This window comes from Mesorhizobium sp. WSM4837 (genome assembly GCF_055811435.1).
Genome location: NZ_JBVVQE010000047.1, coordinates 38,388 through 54,729, shown reverse-complemented (window position 1 = coordinate 54,729; position 16,342 = coordinate 38,388). Strand labels below are relative to the sequence as shown.

9 protein-coding genes and 7 pseudogenes are annotated in these 16,342 nt (G+C 57.7%); 9 read left to right on the top strand and 7 right to left on the bottom strand.

The features are described 5' to 3' along the window. Window positions 1–371 precede the first annotated feature (371 nt). On the bottom strand, window positions 372–1,001 hold the full coding sequence (locus tag AC0L3D_RS24385) for a hypothetical protein (protein ID WP_473646052.1): 630 nt from the start codon (window positions 999–1,001) through the stop codon (window positions 372–374). A gap of 437 nt (window positions 1,002–1,438) precedes the next feature. Between AC0L3D_RS24385 and AC0L3D_RS24380 the strand changes: the two genes are divergently transcribed. Beyond that, window positions 1,439–3,652 (top strand): patatin-like phospholipase domain-containing protein, encoded by a 2,214-nt coding sequence (locus AC0L3D_RS24380; RefSeq protein ID WP_473646050.1) that lies wholly within the window; start codon window positions 1,439–1,441, stop codon window positions 3,650–3,652. A 56-nt stretch (window positions 3,653–3,708) separates the two neighbouring features. Continuing rightward, the gene (locus AC0L3D_RS24375; RefSeq protein ID WP_473646049.1) at window positions 3,709–4,608 is read left to right on the top strand and encodes a hypothetical protein; all 900 of its coding nucleotides are present in this window, start codon (window positions 3,709–3,711) and stop codon (window positions 4,606–4,608) included. A 21-nt stretch (window positions 4,609–4,629) separates the two neighbouring features. Here the strand turns inward: AC0L3D_RS24375 and AC0L3D_RS24370 are convergent, their stop codons facing one another. Continuing rightward, window positions 4,630–6,636, bottom strand: coding sequence for a DNA/RNA non-specific endonuclease (locus AC0L3D_RS24370; RefSeq protein ID WP_473646047.1), 2,007 nt, complete (start codon window positions 6,634–6,636; stop codon window positions 4,630–4,632). A 579-nt stretch (window positions 6,637–7,215) separates the two neighbouring features. Between AC0L3D_RS24370 and AC0L3D_RS24365 the strand changes: the two genes are divergently transcribed. Both AC0L3D_RS24365 and AC0L3D_RS24360 read left to right on the top strand, forming a co-directional pair. After that, entirely contained in the window at window positions 7,216–8,895 is a 1,680-nt protein-coding gene (locus AC0L3D_RS24365; RefSeq protein ID WP_473646046.1) for a phospholipase D-like domain-containing protein, read from the top strand. Window positions 8,896–9,036: 141 nt separating this feature from the next. Beyond that, window positions 9,037–9,585 (top strand): hypothetical protein, encoded by a 549-nt coding sequence (locus tag AC0L3D_RS24360; RefSeq protein WP_473646044.1) that lies wholly within the window; start codon window positions 9,037–9,039, stop codon window positions 9,583–9,585. A gap of 318 nt (window positions 9,586–9,903) precedes the next feature. Here the strand turns inward: AC0L3D_RS24360 and AC0L3D_RS24355 are convergent. The 3 genes and pseudogenes from AC0L3D_RS24355 to AC0L3D_RS24345 all read right to left on the bottom strand — a co-directional run. Further along, window positions 9,904–10,829: pseudogene (locus AC0L3D_RS24355) on the bottom strand (dihydrodipicolinate synthase family protein). Window positions 10,830–10,846: 17 nt separating this feature from the next. Continuing rightward, window positions 10,847–11,485 carry a LysE family translocator gene (locus AC0L3D_RS24350; RefSeq protein WP_473646042.1) on the bottom strand — a complete coding sequence of 213 codons (639 nt, stop codon included), beginning with the start codon at window positions 11,483–11,485 and terminating at the stop codon, window positions 10,847–10,849. A gap of 67 nt (window positions 11,486–11,552) precedes the next feature. Beyond that, window positions 11,553–12,231, bottom strand: a pseudogene (locus tag AC0L3D_RS24345) (B3/B4 domain-containing protein); the annotation flags it as partial. A gap of 214 nt (window positions 12,232–12,445) precedes the next feature. Here AC0L3D_RS24345 and AC0L3D_RS24340 point away from each other — a divergent pair. The 3 genes and pseudogenes from AC0L3D_RS24340 to AC0L3D_RS24330 all read left to right on the top strand — a co-directional run. After that, a pseudogene (locus AC0L3D_RS24340) lies at window positions 12,446–12,520 on the top strand (hypothetical protein); the annotation flags it as partial. Window positions 12,521–12,556: 36 nt separating this feature from the next. Continuing rightward, window positions 12,557–13,771 (top strand): DMT family transporter, encoded by a 1,215-nt coding sequence (locus tag AC0L3D_RS24335; RefSeq protein WP_473646053.1) that lies wholly within the window; start codon window positions 12,557–12,559, stop codon window positions 13,769–13,771. 158 nt (window positions 13,772–13,929) lie between these two features. After that, a pseudogene (locus tag AC0L3D_RS24330) lies at window positions 13,930–14,150 on the top strand (ABC transporter ATP-binding protein); the annotation flags it as partial. Window positions 14,151–14,212: 62 nt separating this feature from the next. Here AC0L3D_RS24330 and AC0L3D_RS24325 read toward each other — a convergent pair. Beyond that, on the bottom strand, window positions 14,213–14,488 hold the full coding sequence (locus AC0L3D_RS24325; protein ID WP_473488848.1) for an endonuclease: 276 nt from the start codon (window positions 14,486–14,488) through the stop codon (window positions 14,213–14,215). On the opposite strand from AC0L3D_RS24325, the pseudogene AC0L3D_RS24320 reads away from it, so the two are divergent. Together AC0L3D_RS24320 and AC0L3D_RS24315 are read left to right on the top strand one after the other, a co-directional pair. Beyond that, window positions 14,471–15,097, top strand: a pseudogene (locus tag AC0L3D_RS24320) (IS6 family transposase). The gene AC0L3D_RS24325 and the pseudogene AC0L3D_RS24320 overlap by 18 nt on opposite strands. A 79-nt stretch (window positions 15,098–15,176) precedes the next feature. Next, a pseudogene (locus tag AC0L3D_RS24315) lies at window positions 15,177–15,602 on the top strand (IS6 family transposase); the annotation flags it as partial. 76 nt (window positions 15,603–15,678) lie between these two features. Here AC0L3D_RS24315 and AC0L3D_RS24310 read toward each other — a convergent pair. Next, window positions 15,679–16,190, bottom strand: a pseudogene (locus tag AC0L3D_RS24310) (transposase); the annotation flags it as partial. Window positions 16,191–16,342 lie beyond the last annotated feature (152 nt).

Below are 16,342 nucleotides of genomic sequence, written 5' to 3'. Positions count from 1 at the left end.
CGCCGTCCCCTCGATTCGCCGCCGCCGAACCGAGTGAATCACGCTCCGCAGCACAAGGGAATCGCAAAACCGAATTGCAGGAAAACAGCGCTCATAAACCGCCAATCCTGCAATTCCGAAGCCGCTATCCGCCTCAATCAACATGCCAGATCAATGGCTTGCGGATAGTTCACGGTCGACTAATCAGTCATGTGCTAATGGCCATATGGCATCCTAAAAGCTGACGTTTACTGCACCGGAAGTCCTACCCAACTCAGACATCGGGGGTCTCGCGTCCGAGCGCTGCCTCAGGACCCTCGCCATCATAGGTGGGTCGGCGTAGTCTACAATGGTCAAACTACCGAATTAGTCGGTCTCTCACGAACGGGGGACTAGACCGGCACCTTCACTTGTAAGCGTTGGATGCGCGGCTCTCCGCCGGGTGTTGGGACATCGGATGTGTCGACGAATTGTAAATCGCAGAGCTCATAGGTGATCTTGACACTCTGCTGATCACCTTCCGGAAGCGGAAGTCCGCCCTGGGAGTCAAAGCGAATGATTTTCGTGGATTCGCCGTCGACGGTCGTATTGTCAACGGCTGTTGTAAATACCTCTGGATACGATTGACCAGAGCTGTCCTCTACCGGCTTGTCATCTTCGGTATAAGAATAACACTGGTATCGCTTGAAAACGATCGCAGACCTGAGCCCGTAGTTCACGAACAAGATCTCTAGGTATCCGGCCTCCCCTGGGCTGGACCCTCCGCCCGCAAGACTGGCGGCCAAAATGGCATGATTTTGCGTCACTTGTTTAGTTAGTGCTGGAAGTCCGACGACCAGAAATGTGGCGATCGACGCCAAACCCGTGATTATCGCCAAGGCCGTTGAGGCGTTCCCAAGATTGCCCCACCAACTCTTGCTTTGAGATGTACCACAGTGAGGACACTTGCTCGCGTCGTGTTCGATTTTGAGCCGGCACGCCACGCAGCGGTCTTCTGAAAAATCTGCGGCCTGATCAGTCACCGGTTCCTCCTTTGAGTTAGCGCAAGTTCTACGGCCGCCACAGACATCCCACTGGCAATGGCGTGGCATAATATGGCAGTCTGGGCTTGCTAACATGCGGTAGTTTAGTTGCAGCTATGCAACGTTGTAGAAAACAGGCGCTGTATATGGTCGTTCTTGCCCGGAGGGGTGACGGCAATTTTAGACTAGGCGATTTTTATCCCCTCTTCCGCCATCGCATAGCTGTGTATCAATAAAGCGAATGGTAAAATCATCATATTTATCAGGCACTTTTGTGAGTTTCTGATAGAAAAAGAGGAGTCGGAGCCTGTTCCAAGTGTCGGCTAATCAATAGCGGGTTTTTAGTTTAGTACCAGCGAGTTTATTTGATACTCTCCTTGTTATAATGGATCGCGCGCAATCGCGTTTCGTTTGGCTCGTAAAGCGGAGCGGGTTCGATGGGGGAAAAAGACGGGCGACCGGACCAGAACTCTGCGGCGGATCGCTTGCTGCCGTGTGATATTGTCATGGCTGGCGGAGTGACGAGCGGCGTCATCTATCCCGGTGCAGTGTCGATGATCGCCCGCCGATATTCATTCCATTCGATAGGAGGCACTTCTGTCGGGGCGATTGCCGCAGCGGTCACCGCTGCGGCGGAATACGGTCGCCGCACCGGGCGCAATCCGAAAGCGTTCGAAGGCATAGCTGCGATGCCCAAAAGTCTCGGCGACGTCGCTCCAGATGGGCATTCGCGGCTGTTCCATTTGTTCAGCCCCGAGACCGCAACAAAGCCGTTGCTTGCCCTTATCACGCCGGTCATGAGCGGCAGGAACTTCAGCGGAAAATTTGTTGGCATACTCACCGCATCCTTGTCCGCCTGGTCGCTCGCAACCATGGTTGCTGTTGCCTCGCTGGCAGGCGTCGCCATGGTCGTCAATGCACTCATTGATGGAGGCATCATTCTTGGCGCAATCAGCCTCATCGCGGCTCTGTGCCTCGTACTGGTCACTTGGCTTATAATGCTCATCGTCGTGCTAAACCGCCGCTGGTTGCCGCTATGGCGCGCCAATGGCTACGGGATATGCACGGGGAAATCTGCGCCTTCATTCCCAAGCAAACCGGCCATCGCAGCGTTCGAAGGTCTCTCGCCGTGGATGCACCGGGTGGTGCAGGCGGCCGCGGGGCGAAGCGTTGAGGATGCGCCGCTAACATTCGGCGACTTGTGGAGCGCACCGGACGCAGCCGGCGCACAGCCAGGGGCCATTGGCCCGACGGCACCCCGGTCAATCGAACTTGCGATGATCGCCAGCGACATCAGTCGCAATCGTACGGTCCAACTCCCTTTCCTGGAATCGCCGTCACCTCTATATGCCGATATCGGTACTCTGCGCCGCTATTTTCCGGCCAAAATCGTGGAGTGGATGGAGGCCCAGGCAGGCGTTTACGAGGACAGGGTTGAGAGGCGGGACGGGTGGATAAGGCTTCCGCAGCCGCAGAACTTGCCGCTCGTCTTCGCTGCCAGATTGTCTTTGAGTTTTCCCATCCTCCTGTCAGCTGTTCCTCTCCTCACGCCCGATTTTGTCAGAGGCAAGGCGGCTAGCGGAAAGATTCCGTTGCGGCCAGTCTGGTTCTCCGACGGTGGGCTGACATCCAACTTCCCAATCCACTTTTTCGACAGCCCCATACCTTCCAGACCGACCTTTTGTCTGAACCTTATCGATTATGGGGTGGGAGCGCCGACCGTCGCGGCCGATGGGCAGCAGGAAGACGAGGTCCACGATCATTCGGCCGGCAAAGCGATTGCAAACCCGCGCGACGAGCGGCGCACCGCGAAGAACCGGCCTGACGTAACACCTCTTGTCGATCCGAAGCCTCGTGATCCGGTCTGGGAGTTTATTTCGATGGCGAAGGGAAACCGGTTTTCGCCCGCCCCGTTTACTGCGTTCGACACCGCGCCCGGTCTCGGCTTGGTGGCGTTCTTCACGGCGCTCCTGAACACGGCAAGGTTTTGGAGTGACAACCAGATGCTTCTAGCACCTGGCGCACGCGACCGCGTCGTCAACATTGCATTGCGTGACGACGAGGGCGGCCTCAACCTCGACATGGACTCCAAGGTATTGAATGATCTTGATTTGAGAGGCCGCGCCGCGGGTCTTCTGATTGCCGCCCGTTTCGATCCGGAAGCAAAACGCGATCCCGAAAGCGGCGACAAGACTATCCAGGTTTTCGCCAATCACCGATGGGTTCGGTTCCGTAACTTCATGGCGGCGTTCGAGGACACTTCCCGGCGCTTCGCCACGTCGAGGCGAAAGTCCGATGCGGCGGCTGTCGATCGCAATGAGTCGCTGCTGGACCAGATAATTGCGGGAAATGCAGGCGAGAAGCTGGGCTATCCGGCACTTGCTAGGGCTCGCGAGTTCTATCACAAATACACCGACGCCTTGGAACAACTGGGGCGCAGCATGGCTGAAGCCACGAGAGCCGACCCCGACAACACGTTCGACCGGCCCCGATTATACCGTCAAGGAAGTTCGACAACGCCAGCTGGTGCGGCACCACGGCCAAAGATGCGAATCAGGCTGAGGCCGCTGACTGACAACGATCCACGTGCCGAGTACGCCGACCTTCCGGAGGCGTGGCAGCCGGCGAACGGCGCCAACGATGCCCCATAGTTTGGCAAGCTCGCATCATTGTGTGCTTCGATGCAACAGGTTTTTGGACGGTCTTGATGCCTCACCATCTCGCAGCACGTGAATACAAACTGTTGCTGGACTTCTCACATTTTGACGCGGCTCCGACGTTGGAGTTGGCCAACTCGTTTTGGGAAAACAAGATCGTGCCTACGATCGACGCCAGGCTTGGCATGCGCGGGCAGGTGTCCAGGGCCGAACAGTGGTTCACGTCAGCCGGCGTGAAATCGATCAGGTTTTGGGACACCTCCGCCTGCCTATTGACGCGGTGCAGCTACGCCCTGCGGGAACGGGTCTCGAACAGGAAAGAGGCGGACCGGAAACAGCAGCGTGAAATTACAATCAAGCTTCGACTACCTGACGTGTTTGTCGTTGCCGCAACGTCACTGCCTGGCATGCAAGGCGCCAAGACGTCATTCGAGGAGGATATCGCACCCCTGGAAGTTGCCGATCAGAGCTACCCATCCGCAAAGATCGCGATCGCGACGCCTAGATCGATGCGCAGCCGATTTGCGCTGTCGACATCGATCAAAGGTGTCGAGTCCGAACCCTCTACCGTTTTGGGTGCAAGCGCGTTGTTTCCGACGCTTCTGACAAACTTGGAGGCGCAAGGTGCCCGTGTCTCTGGCCGCGACGAATTTCAGCATGGGCCGCCTATCCGGGAATATGTTTTCAAGGGGGCCAGCGTCAGGTTAGGGAGCGGCGCAACCGGAGAGTTTGCTCTTACGATCTGGCATTTTGTGCCACCAGGACCGGTGCCCGGCGTTGCCGAAATATCGTTTAAATGTGGCCTCGAAAACGGTAGAATGTCAGGCCCTGCGGCGCAGCGTGCATACAAGCTGTTCGTGGGCCTCCAAGAAGATCTTGGCGATTGGGTCAATCTGCAACATCCGAGCAAAACGGAACTCGCCCTTCCGCGCGGATGCGGCAGCGAATAGGTGCCGCCGGAGACATTTCCTTCAAAACGCAATATCGTCCGCATTTCTGATCGGACGGGCGGATTCGACAGCGGTCGTCTCGACACTGCCCATACGGTCCATCTTGCGAAGCGCGCCAAAATCGAGGCCGGTCAATTCCTCGATGAGTTTGATCGGACGCTGAAACACGCGCGCCTCATCGACACTGTAGGGGTTGTACTTGGTCGTCTCGAAGATAGGCGCGATCGTCGACGATTGCTCGACGACAAAGCCAGTCACGGAAACTGTGCCATCGGGCCGCTTGAAGACGCAGATCTTCCAAAAGGACCATGGGATTTGCCACGGCCCTCCTTTCAAGCCCTCGCCGTAGAAATTGTCATCCGGCCGCAGAATTGGTCCTGTCATCACCGTTGCCTTCTGTGCGCGCGTGTCGGCGCGGGCGAGCACGAAATCCTCCAGATTGCCCCAGGTTTCGCTGTTGTAGATGTGCTCCTGCGGCGCCGCGTTCGTATAGTGGAACGTATCGGCGCCGGCCCGGTCCGCAACATCCTGCGGTCCCCAGACCGGATCGAGACGACGCACAAGATGGCCACGATCGATCTGAATGCCTTTTCCGGGAACCTTGCCGTAAACTTCTGCCAGTGTCTGTTGATTGGCTAGAAGTCTGTCATCTCGGCGCCAGCTTGGCGATTTCGCGGACTTCAGCTTGTTGCCGTCGATATTAACGGCAGTCCAGATCGCAAGCCTGCGCTCCACATTCATGGCCAGGCTGAAGTGCGTGTAGTCGAACACAGCCTTGTCATTGGTGTTGTTCTTCGCCAGAGTTCCCTTGAAACCAGAACCTGTTTTCGGCAAAGGGACGACGAGGTCCGCCCCGAGAAACTTTGGATCGTAGCCGAGCGATTGTGCAAAAGCCGGATCAGTGAAACGGGTTGTTTCAAAGGCTGTAGCCTCAGCAGCATTTGGGACCGTTTGCCAGTTCTTCGGCGCTGTGTCGGCTTGGGCAGGGTGCGGTCGGTAGGCGGCACGAGGTTCATAGGAGAGCATCGCCATGATCTTTGCAGCGTCCGCGCTGAACGGAGCGTCCGCCTGGAGATGCGCCCATAAGGCGCTAATGCGAATGCCCTCATTGGCGATCCACTTTTTAGCACTCTCACCGTCGGCTTCAGTCCAAACCTTTCCCTGCTTATCTAAGGGATCACCCTTCTGGTTCCGATCAACGATTGCTTGGTGGTGAATTGCGACCAAATCCCATTGGTCGTTGAAGACTGGCGCCCCTGACGAGCCTCGTTCGGTGTCAGCTGTATAGTGAATGAAGGCCGGATTGATGTTCGGGAATTTCGTTTGGTCGAGCGCCACTATCCGATTTTCACGCACCACCACCTGCTTGGTGGCGCCTTCCGGATGCTGGATGATCGAGACATGCTCGCCCGTGATCCCCTTACCGCTCATCGGGATCAGCGGCAGCACACCGAAATCGGTGATCGGCGTTCCATCATGGCCCATGGGTGAGATGGCGACGATGGTAAAATCAAGATCGACGCTCGTATAGAACGCTTCGATCGGCGCGAAGGGGAAGATGCGGCCGCGTCGCTCGACGAAATTCGGGTCGAGTTCGTAGCCAAACTCCGCCAAGCTACGGCTTGCAGTTTCCGGATCAGGAAGGACGTGGTTGTTCGTCACCAACAGTGCCGGCGTGGCAAGGAAACCAGTCGCATAATCTGGCGGTCCGCCTCCCATTCCGAGGGTCTTGATGCGGCAGACAGCCTTGGCCGTTTGAAGGCCTCGCTCAAAGAAGTTGACACTGACGATATCGCGCTTGCCTATGAGCCGTTCGAATGCGCTCGGATCGTTGCGATTGATCAGATCGAGCCTAACGGCGATACGATCCGGCCTATCAGTCCCAAGCACCTTCGCGGGAACGGAGTCGGACGACGCGTTCTTTTTCTTCTGATCGGCAACCGTTTGATGTTCGACCGCCTCCTTAGCCGCCAGACTGGTATCTCGCTCTATCCTTCGTGCCTTTTTCGCGTCGTCGATCTGTGCCATGTAACCCCCACCTTACAGTGCGATTCAGTAATTGCTTTTCGTCGGTCAAGCAGTTCAGCGTTCGCCGCGATCAAAGCTGTGCGCTGTTGAGAAGCTTGGCCAGGCGCACGCCAGCCAACGAGACCTGTGCATTGCAAGCGTGCTGCCGAAGCATCTTCTGGACGCCGTAAGCGATGGCTGCCATTTCCCTATCGCCCGGAGGAGAGAGAAATCAGCAATATGCGCAAGAATGACGATGAAATGATCTAGCATCTTTCCCCCTCGATGCCGCCCGGACAGTTCACCACGCCAAGTTAGCTCTGCAATACGTCTGGCACAAGGTTTGACTCGAGTCGCAAACGAAGATCCCAAAAGCTTCGAATTTTGCTCAGCCGACGAAAGTTATTTCCTAAAGCCGACGTTTGGTTTTCGTCGCAGACCGCGGGCACAAAACGATCTGGTTTCTCACCAAAAGCGTCAGGGAGTCTATGACAATGTCAGAGAGGAGCCGCAGCTATACTGGAGAGCTCGGTAGTGATATTGATATTACGGGAGCAAGATTCCAGGAACACCAATCCTGGCAGCAGCGCGGGGGCGTAAATGACTGAAATCACCTTGAAAGTGTTTGCAAATTCCGACGACGTGCATCTGGTGTGGTCCCACAAGGCCGATATCCCGGGATGTCTGGGATTTGCAGTCCAATGCCGTCGCGGCACGGCCGCTCCCAAATATCTGTCGAACCGTGTCGGGTTCGAAGACGATACGGAGGTCGACAAGGACGGTAGCCGGATCACCTCTCGTTCCTCGCAGATTTGGCCGTTCCAGCGCTATGATTGGACAGACCACGCCGCCGACCTTGGCGACGTTATTGCCTATCGCGTTGTCGCGAGGGTGAAGGGTGCCGGCGACCATTTGGAAGATGGGCCTTCCACCGATTGGTCGCAGACGATGACTCTTTCCGCCGATTGCGGCGATGGCGCGAGCGTGCATTTCAACCGCGGCTATGTGTTGTCGCAGTTCATGGCGCGTTACATGAAACGCAAGGGGATCACGCTGCAGGAGCTGAAGGAAACCGCCGTCATTGTCAGCGAGGAGGTCGATCGCGAGGCGCGGGCATTCCTCGGAGGGACGTTGCGTGACACGATGTTGAAGATGATGGCAGAAGTCGCGGCCGATGACGGCCTCGAGCTCCACGCCGCGCTCGATGAACTAAGTGATGAGGAACTCATCGACGGGCTCTGCGCAATCGGCAAGCGCGCGAAAATCGTTCTGGCGAATGGAAGCGTCAAGACCGAGGGCGGGGACGAAAACGCGGGTGCGCGGACGCGACTGCGCGATGCGGGCGTTGTGGTGCACGACCGCTTCCTCGCGCCGAAAGCTCTCGCTCACAACAAGTTCGTGGTCGTGGGTCGCCGCACAGGTTCCAAGTTCAAGCCGACGAAGGTGTGGACGGGCAGTACGAATTGGACGCCGACGGGACTCTGCACGCAGCTCAACAACGGCATCATGCTCGATCATGCCAGGTTAGCGCGGCGCTACGAAGCGCAGTTCAAGCTGCTTGTCGGCGCAAAGAACACGGTTTCTGACGCCCTGCTCGCATCAAACAATGCGCCGGAGGGCGGCATCGAGTTCGGAACCGGCACAGTCGATAGCTGGTTCTCAAGTTTGAGCGAGGAAATCGACATAAAGGAGCTGATCAAGCTGGTGGAGGGCGCGCAGCAGGGGGTGTTCTTCGTGATGTTTCAGCCGGGCAACGAGCCGGTGCGGACATTGCTCAGGCTTCAAGAGGAAAAGAAACTCTACGTGCGCGGCGTGGCGACGCGGTTCACCGGCAAAGGCCAAGAGGAATTCAAGCTGCTGAAGGCGAAACCCGAGGATTTCTTCCTCGATGCGGCGCAGGACACCGGCGTCGGGAAACCGGTCGGACAATGGGCGGTGGAAGGCACGGCGGCTGATTTTACATCGGCCATCGGTCACGCCATCACGCATTCGAAAGTGCTGGTGATCGACCCATTCAGTGACAATCCCGTGGTTGTCACCGGCTCGCACAATTTTTCGCATTCGGCGAGCGCTGACAATGACGAGAACTTCATTGTCATTCGCGGCCATAAGCAATCGCCATGCATTACGCCATTAACGCCATGCAGACTTACAGCCACTATCGCTGGCGGGCCTACCTTGCGGAGGCAGCCAAAGAAAACAAAGATCCGTTCGAGTACCTCTCGCGCGACGAAAAATGGCAAAGGCGCCGGACCTCCGGCGAGACCAAGCGCATGCTAACGTTCTGGATGGCCGACGCGCTAGGCGCTTGAGCCGCTCATTTTCGGGAACCTCGCCTCTGGCAGGTGATTGGATGTCCGACGTGGTGGGGCGCCACGGAGCAGGGCCGAAATCGATCTGAGATGCCTGGGGAGACCGTAAATGCACGAGCTCAAGTTCAAAGATATATCGGATCTAATTGCCAAATGGATAAGCATCCTAGCGGCAATTTTTGGCGGATTTATCTGGCTTGACGCATATGTTGACAGCAAGAGGGACGAGCTCACTGGGCGGCAACAGGAAAGTATGAAATTTTTCCGGGAATATAACGGGCCGGATATGTTAAAACTCAGGCAGGAATATTTCGACCTGAAGCAGGCAGCTCATAAAGAAGTGGATCAAAAAATCGCATCGCTAGGAAGCTCCGATGCGGCCCTAACCGAAGCCGAGCATCTAATCCGCAGCGCCGCATTAAAACTCATGTCAGCTGGCAACAAAGGCTTCGAAATGCGGAGACTGATTGAAATCTTCGACCAGATTGCAGCCTGTGTCGACATGAACGTCTGTGACCAGCAGGTAATTTATCGCTTCTTCATCGCAGACGCTTATGACATTCGTTACGTGCTCATGGACTTCATCGGCAACGTCAAACGGACCCGTCCGGATTTTGGCAAAGGCATCGAGGCACTCTCCTACAAACCGAACGATTGACCAGGATGCCGTAAGTTCATTGCCTTTTGGGCCGGCGGTTGCCGTGAGGAGGAAGCGTCCCAAACCTGCAAATCTCCCGTGCTGTCGAAGGCGAGAGATTGGCAACACAAGCAGGAGCGACATTCCTACTTTGCCAGATCCGGACATTTTAACTTAGCTGCTACGGGTCAAAGTCGCATAAGATGCAGTATGGAACCAGATTGCGCCTGTTCATCGCCTAACCGTTAAAAGGCCGTGTTGAGCAGCGATCCAATTCTGCGCCGCCCAAACTTCCATCTCGAACTGCGCGCGGAATGCCCGCGCGCCGGCTGCCTAGTCTTAGTCTAGCAGTTGCACTGGGCATGCCCTGTGCTCGGCGACCTCGAGCTTCTCCAATGCCTGCCTAATCTCATCTCCAGCGTCCTCCGGCAGCGGCAAAACAGGGCGCGGTGGCTGGACGTGCGCCAGACCGAGGAGGTCGGCGATGACGAACATGACGCGAAAGCTGCCGTAGCGTTTGAACAAGGTCCAGAGCGGCTCGAAAGCGTGGTTCAACCGAGCGACCTCCACAGCGTCGCCGGACTGCGCTGCACGCGTCAGCGCAAGCGCCGGAACCGCCAGCAGACCTGCCGCAACGCTGTACCAAGTGTCACATCCGGCAAGCAGTGCATCGGCCGCGCCCCAATCGCCGCTGTATTCGATTGTGAAAGTGTCAGGCGTCATCGGCCGCAAGCGTGCCAGTTCCCCCGCGTAATCGTTATTCGCCGCCAGAGGCATTTTCACGGCGACGATGTTGGACACCGCTGACAGCCGGGCGATCGATGCGTCGCTGAATGTGAAGCGCGTGGCGCTTGGATTGCTGTATATGCACAAAGGCAGTTCCCCCGCCTCGGCCACGGCGACGAAGTGCTGGAAGACTTCGTCCTCGTTCAGGGGAACGTAGGACATCGGTGCCAGGAGCAGGCCGTCAGCGCCAGCGGATTGGCATCGCGCGCCAGAGCCTGAGTTTCGTGGGTACGCAATGCACCCACACCCACGACAAGAGGCGTTTTGCCGCCGATGCATTCCACGGCAGCCTGGACGGCACGCTTCCTTCGCTCCCTCGTGAGGTAAGCATAGCCGCCCGTGCTTCCGAGCAGCCCGATGGAATCTGCTCCCGCGTGGTGAATGCGCTCGAGAAAACGGGCCAGTGCCTCGGTGTCGACATGCCCTTCCGCATCGGTTGGCGTGAGGGGGAACGCCGATAGGCCACGAAACATAGTCATCATCTATCCTTTCGAAACTACATACGGGAAAGCAGCATGCGCAGCCCGGCGAACGCGAAGAACATCGCCAGCAGACTTTCGATCCAGCGGCGACAGCGGCGATACAGAGCCACCATCGGCGGTGTGGAGAAGACAATGGCGTAGCCGCAGAAGATTATGACACTTAGGACGGCACAGCCACCCAATATCGCTGCGATCCTCTGCCACGACGAATTCGGGCCGATGCCCAGCGTGACGAGCGCGATCCATGCCAGCACGGATTTTGGGTTCGTCAAATGCATCAAGAGGCCCCTTCTATAGAGCTCACCCCGTGAAAGAGCGACTTCGTCGGCCGACGCGCGCGCCGCCAGCTTCTCGTTCGACGTAAGCGCCGACCGTCCCGCCCTGAAGGCGAGGAATAGCAGGTAGAGGCCCCCGAAAATCTGCAGAACGAGCAGTGCCTGTGCGTACCTGGCCAACAGGGCGGAGATGCCGGTCGAGGCCATCAGACCCCAGAAGATCGAGCCGCTGACGACGCCCGAGGCGAGCATGAGCGCAGCACCTCTGCCGCGAGCCATCGCCACGCCCATGATGCGCATGTTGCTGGGGCCGGGGCTTCCCGCGGCAATGACATATGCAGCAAAGACAATGAGCAACTGATGGAGATCGACATTCATTCTCTGAGCCCTTGAGATTCTCATTCAAATCAATGATGCGACCGCTCGACCGGAAACGCCATTTGGTGATGGCGATAGCTTGGCTGACGATCCTGCAGCCCGGCATCAACGCGTTCAGCCCTTCGGCTAGGGCATCTGTCGCCTCCGCCAGCGCTTTGTCGGGCATGGTTTCCAACGCCTCCAATATGAACCACATCCGGCCTGTTGCGGCCTCAAGGCGGGTTCGAGTTCCTTGTCGCCAGTTCCAGCGTCTTCAAGTGACGCCAATGTCGTCGCGCCAGATGACCTGTCCCAATAGGGGAGGATCGTCGACTGCCTCCCCGTTCATCAGAGTGTCGAACGTCTCACTCCCGTCCGCGATCGTCAGGAAGGGTCTCCCGACATAGGCGTCGTGGTTCTCCGCCCACCGGGATTGCGTATTTCAGGCTGACGGCGTTGTAGAGATCGACGACTGGGTTGATCGTCGCAAGGGTGCCGTCTTTCAGAACCCGCTTTCTGAGGGCCTGGGCTGAGCACGGCGTGCGGCTAGGCTTCGCGCCAAAGAGGACGTAGGCGTCGGACCAACTCGCCAGATGAGCTTCTGCCCAAGCCGGGCCACCCGCCAACACGCAATCGCAGGCTTCAGCAAGCAATCGAGGATCGAAATGTCCTTCTCCAGCTGAAGTCGCATCGACGTAGACGCTCACGGCTCTAAATCCCGATGCAATATTCTGAATTCGACCATCGATGATGGGATCCTCAAACATCCAGGCAACTCCATCAATTCAAGTGCAAGCAATCCATGAGCGGCGCGACCAGTGACGATCGCGTCCTTGACTGCAGACCAATATTGCAGTTCACTGGCCCAAATTAAACTGCCACTTTTGGAGATTTTCACTGGTCCAGTATAAGGAAGGTTCTCGCAGGACAGGAGCGACGCGTCGAATTTATCAATCCCTGCTCAAGCAGATCCAGGCCGGAGTGTACGGTGTCAGTGACGCTCTACCTTCAAGTCGCTCGCTTGCGGAAGAACTGGGTGTTTCGAGGACGACGGTTACCGCCGCATTCGACCAACTCATTTCGGAGGGTTATGTGCGGGTACAGCAGGGACGGAAAGCGTGGGTTGCTTCAGCAGGGCGGCTGAGCCCGGTCGCTCCGCCCGACTGTTCGGCGATGCCCGCTCGCCAGCTTTCAGCCTATGCAACTCGTGCGATGACTCTGCCGTCGAACAGCACCGCAGGCAGGCCGCCGCTCAAGTTCGATTTCCGCTACGGGGATGTTGCAGCAGGAGACTTTCCAAAGTTCGAGCAAGAGGCTCTCGCGGCGCTGATCGAGACTGGTGCTTACGAGCGGCATGTCCGCAGGATGCGGAGACTTAACGCAGAAAGGCGCGCCGTATTTCTGGCGTCAATGATCCGCGCAATTGCGGACGATATCGAGATCGTCGGCACGACTGCGGGACTTCACGTCGTCGTGTGGTCAACACAATTTGCGCCGGGCAAGAGGCGCGTTTCGCAGATACCGCTCGAAACCACGACATCGGAATCTATCCCGTCACACGCCTGTTCTCATCCCCGACCGATGAACGAGCCGGATATATCTTTGGCTATGCATCCATGTCTGTCGATCATCTCGCCAAAGGAGTGGAAAAATTACATCGCGCATACCTCGGCTTCGTCGGCGAAGCGGCCCCCCCAAGCGGGCCCGGGGGCGACAACGGGAAGTTATCGATCACCACATAGTTTTCATTGCAAGAGGTACCCAGGCATTCGCTGTTTCTGTGACCTGGAGAGAAAACGTTTTCCGGTAGAGCGGTTTTCGGATCAACCACGATGCGCAATCATGAGCCTAACCCTGACGCGTGGCGCGGGAGGCTTCCGGGAACCAAAAGCAATGCTGTATGCGGTGGGCACGGGCGTATTTATCGCCGGATATACGGTCGTAGATGGTTTAGGCGCCCGTCTTGCCGAAAGCGCAGAAAGCTACACTTTCTGGTCTCACCTCTTCAACGGTATTCCGATAACCTTGCTGGCATTGTATCTGCGAAGGGGGCAGGTTAGGGTCTCGCTGCAGAAATGCTGGAAGGTCGGAGTGCTCGGGGGCATGATTTCTCTGTTGGCATATTGGATTGTCACTTGGGCAATGAGACAAACGCCTTTGGCTTTGGTATCCGCAGTCCGGGAATCAAGCATGGTGTTCGCTGTGCTGTTTGGTGTCTTCTTCCTTAAGGAGCGCCTCGACCTGGCGCGGTTGGCCTCCATCGGCACTACGTTGATCGGGACCGCGATGCTTAAGATATCCAAGTGATCGCTGTTCCGAGTTCGATCGAGCCGGCATGAGGGACGAAAGCTCGCTCTTGACGCCTTGCTGCGTTGCGTTGGTCAGCAGGAGCGGCATGTCCGCTCTCCATCACCCCCCGCGGACATCGCCGAGAGCATACCTAGAGAGAATCAGAGGGCTATGCGGTAGCCCTCTTCCACGATCTCTTCGCCGGCCAGGTGGCGTCGCGCATTTCGCAAGTCGCCTCCGCCGTGCACCAGCAGATCGTCGTCGCCTTTACGGCGTACCATATTTCCTGTTGCAGTTTACAGGTTCGCTCGTCCTGCTTGCCACGCTTCCCTGGCCGCTTGCGCTTCCTGTCCTTGTGTGGATCGCGGCGAACATCGCCATTGAGGTTATGGCTGTTCGAGCCTGGCGCCTTGTCCCAGCCACTGCCCAGGCGCGTGCCTCCCGACACGACCGATCTCGTCAGCCTTCAAGCTGCAGGCGCGGGGCCCATTCGGGGAAATCGATCAGGGGATTGCGATTACCTGGAAGAACGTAGATCGCCGCATTGCGATGTTTTTCCCACTCGTCGGGGGCATATTGTTCATGCCAGGCCAAAAGCGTTTTCAGCCGCTGTCCGGCATAGCGCCTGCCGCATAGCCGGCAGATGGTTCTGTCGCAAACGGAATGGCAACCCATATCTGGCACGAAGGCCTCTCTTTTTCGGGGAGCTCGCTTGCTATGTTCAAAGGCCGTCATTTCGACCGATCAGTGATCTTGCTGTGCGTGCGCTGGTATCTGGCCTACAATCTCAGCCTGCGCGATCTGGAGGAGATGATGGCCGAACGCGGCCTGAACGTCGACCATTCGATTGTGCACCGCTGGGTCGTCCACTTCTCGCCCCAGCTTCTGGAGCGCTTCAACGGCGCAAGCGCGCCGTCACCGACGGCGTCGGCGACACGGTCGAGTTCTTCTTCAGCGAACACCGCGACCTGCCGGCAGCCAAGCGCTTCTTCCGGAAGGCCCTGGAGCGCCACGGCAGACCGGATCGCATCGTCATCGACGGCAGCCCGACCAATCATGAGGCGATCATTTCCTGCGACGCCGAACACCGTCTGCGGAATCGATCGCGACCAGCGCTGAAGCCGATCCGCATCCGCAAGAGCAAGTACCTCAACAATTGGATCGAGCAGGACCATCGGCGCACCAAGCGCCGCAATCGGTCGATGCTCGGCTTCAAGTCGATGGCGAGTGCCGATGCCGTCCTTTCCGGCATCGAGATGGTTCACATGATGCGTAACGGCAGGCGAGGTTCGCCATAATCCACGTCCCTCGATCGCCGAGCGGTTCGAAATCCTTGCAGCATGATCATCGGCGCGAAAGCGTCCCGTTGTGACCAAAAGCACGATTTGCGACAGAACCGCATAGACCCGATGGCATGAACAGGTTGTGGCAGGCCATCGACCAGGACGGCTATGTGCTCGACGAGATCGTCCAGAACCGCCGTAATACCAAGGCGGCCAAGCGCTTGCTGACACGGCTGTTGAAGAAGCAAGGCATCGCGCCGAAGCGCATGATCACCGATAAGCTGCGCTCCTATGGAGCAGCCAGGCGACAGGTGATGCCGCACGTCGAGCACCGGTCGCACAAGGGATTGAACAACCGGGCGGAGAATGCACATGTGCCGCTGCGAAAACGGGAGCGGACCACGCAAGGCTTCCGATCACCAGGAGCACTGCAACGCTTCGTTTCGATCTTCTCGGCTCTGCGCAATCTCTTCGTCCCGCCCTACTCAAAACGCTCCGCTCTCGCCACACATGTTGACCGGCTGCAGGCCATGGCGGAATGGAAAGCCGTGACCGTGGTCAGCTGACATCAGCGGCCGCAGGTCTCAACGCGTTTATATGCAGACAACGTGACATCACCGCTTCAATGCGTCTCGATAAGCATGTCAGCATGACATCGCCCGCCGCATAGAGCAGGGTTACGCACCCGCCGGCGCTGCATTTCGACATTCTGTCATGTAGTCGACCTCGCCCGACTGGAAGCGGCGTGGCACCAGGCCAAGATAGGCGCCCAGATCGCGGGAGCGCCTAAAGCGTCCACCACCGCGGAGAACGCGAGCGCGGTCAGGTTGTCGACGCCTGGGACTATCATTAGCCGGCGGCATGCCGTGGAACGTTTCGCGACGTTCTTGATGTTGCCATCGATTGCCGACGGCCGAGTGCATCGCGGCACGCGCTGCAATGAGGCTCTGCACGGCGGCGGATAGCCCGGCTATTCCCTCGCCGGCCTGCAGCTCCTGTTTGATTAAGCGGGACTGAAACACCCACGACAACACCGCGGATCTGGTTTGCATGACGCCTTGCCCGACCAGCTTCTTGCGGGCGATGATCAGCGCGCGAACGGCAAACGCCAGAAGTCACTTCACATGCGCCGGCTTGAAGAAGCCGATGCGGGCAAATCCGTACGTCGGCAACGGCGCCGAAGGGCTCAGCGGCAGCCTCAAAAGACCAAATCAGAGCGGCGTCCTGTATCCACAGCGCCGATAAGATTCATACAAACAATCGATTTTATCAATCTTGCCCGATGCTGCATAAGGACAGCGCCTAA